The sequence below is a fragment of the Mesorhizobium sp. M7A.F.Ca.CA.004.06.1.1 genome (genome assembly GCF_003999135.1).
In the GTDB taxonomy this organism is placed as follows: domain Bacteria; phylum Pseudomonadota; class Alphaproteobacteria; order Rhizobiales; family Rhizobiaceae; genus Mesorhizobium.
On record NZ_RZPQ01000944.1, the window covers coordinates 1 to 1921 of the forward strand.

The following is a 1921-nucleotide window of genomic DNA, read 5'->3' on the forward strand; positions in this document are numbered from 1 at the left end:
CAATATGCCCATGCCCGCATCGGCGGCGCGAAAACCGCGCTCGGGCCGGATCGAGTCCCAATCCCTGTCTAGGCTCATGCTATCGCTCCCCGGCAAATCGACGGCTCGGCCGCGAACGGCCATGCTTCAATTTTTCACGACGAGATAAATCTTCCATTAACGCTGGCTGATACACGCCTCGACCAGGAACCGACCGGACGCGAGCCTCAGAGAAGATCGATGAGGAACGGGATTAGCGGCGCATCGGCCGGCGGCATCGGATAGTCGCGCATCTGCTTTGGCCGCACCCATTTCAGCGCCTGCCCTTCCCTGGGATGGGCGATGCCGCGGAAGCGGCGGCAGATGAACAGCGGCATCAGCAGGTGGAAATCGTCGTAGGAATGACTGGCGAAAGTGAGCGGCGCCAGGCAGGGAATGTCGGTTTCGATGCCGATTTCCTCATGCAGTTCGCGAATGATGCATTGTTCGGGCGTCTCGCCGGGCTCGACCTTGCCGCCGGGAAATTCCCACAATCCGGCAAGTTGCTTGCCCTGAGGCCGCTGCGCCAGAAGCACCCGGCCGTCGGCATCGACCAGCGCGCAGGCGGCGACCAGGAGCAGGCGTTTGCCGGCGGTCACGACATTATTCATGACCCGGCGGCCGGCGGTAGTGGTAGCGATAGACTTCCTCGAAGCCGAGCGAATGGTAGAGCGCCAGCGCCGGCACGTTGTTGGCCTCGACCTGCAGCCAGGCTTCCCGCGCGCCCCGCAGCCGCGCCCATTTCAGCGCCGACAGGATCAGGTTGCGGCCATGGCCCTTGTTGCGCGCCGATCTGTCGGTGGCGACCTCGAACAGGCCGGCGAGATCGCCGTCATGCACGCAGATAAGCGTCGCCAGCGCCTCGGCTCCATCTTCGAGCGCGAACAGCCCGGCTTCGGGCTGGATGGCGCCGATGATCTCTGACAGGCCGGGGCGCAGCGAAACATCCGAACCGCTGACCTTGAGCAACGCGCCGATGAAGCGGCTGATGTCCTTGAGCGGAATCTGGTCCATGGCGGCGTCGAGCTGCGCGCCGGCCAGCGGCAGCCGCATGACCAGCGACTCGTCGAACCGGCTCCAGCCCTCGCGGTCGAGATGGCTGGCGAGATCGGGACCCGACAGCGGCGACATGCGGAACGTCAGCGGCCTTCCATAGGCATCGAAACGGCGGCTGGCCCGTCCGATACGGTCGGCCATGTGCATGATATCGCCGGGATCGAGCGGATTGACCGAGTTCAGCCGCTTGGCCGGATGGCCGGCGGTCAGCCGCACCACCCAGGTGCCGTCATAGTGGACGGCGGCTGCCGGCCAGGCGCGAAAGCCGGCCGCCTCGTAGCGGCGTACGATCGCGAGCATGCTTGCCGGATGCCTGGAGCTCAAAACCGTCAGCTCCGATAATCGCCATTGATGGCGACATATTCCTTGGTGAGATCGCAGGTCCACACCGTCGCCTTGCCGCGGCCGATGCCGATATCGGCACGGATGCGGATGTCGTCGCGCTTCATGTAGGCCGACGTCGCGGCCTCGGAGTAGCCGGGGTCGCGCTCGCCTTCATGCGCCAGCCTGTTGTCGCCGAACCAGATCGACAGCCGGTCGCGATCGGCGGGTTCGCCGGCCTTGCCGACGGCCATGACGACGCGGCCCCAATTGGCGTCCTCGCCGGCGACCGCCGTCTTGACCAGCGGCGAATTGGCGATGGACAGCGCGATGCGCTTGGCCGAGCGCGCCGATTTGGCGCCGGTGACGGTGACTTCGACCTGCTTGCGGGCGCCCTCGCCGTCGCGCACCACTTGCAGCGCCAGCGATTTCAGCACCTTGCCGAGCGCCCGGCGGAACGCGCCGAGACGGGCATCCTTGGGATCGGTTATCTCCGGCGCGTTCCGCCGGGCGCTCGGCAAGGTGC

At 66.2% G+C, this 1921-nt stretch carries 3 protein-coding genes; all 3 read right to left on the reverse strand.

Going from position 1 to position 1921, the window contains the following annotated elements:
- Positions 1-206: 206 nt before the first annotated feature.
- A complete protein-coding gene (locus EN906_RS32465; RefSeq protein ID WP_127269618.1) occupies positions 207-629 on the reverse strand; it encodes a (deoxy)nucleoside triphosphate pyrophosphohydrolase in 423 nt (140 codons plus the stop codon).
- The gene (locus EN906_RS32470) at positions 622-1374 is read right to left on the reverse strand and encodes a GNAT family N-acetyltransferase (protein WP_127269617.1); all 753 of its coding nucleotides are present in this window, start codon (positions 1372-1374) and stop codon (positions 622-624) included. Before EN906_RS32470 ends, EN906_RS32465 begins: the two co-directional genes overlap by 8 nt.
- A 29-nt stretch (positions 1375-1403) precedes the next feature.
- The coding region (locus tag EN906_RS32475; protein ID WP_206529232.1) for a bifunctional ornithine acetyltransferase/N-acetylglutamate synthase at positions 1404-1921 on the reverse strand (518 nt) is incomplete at its 5' end.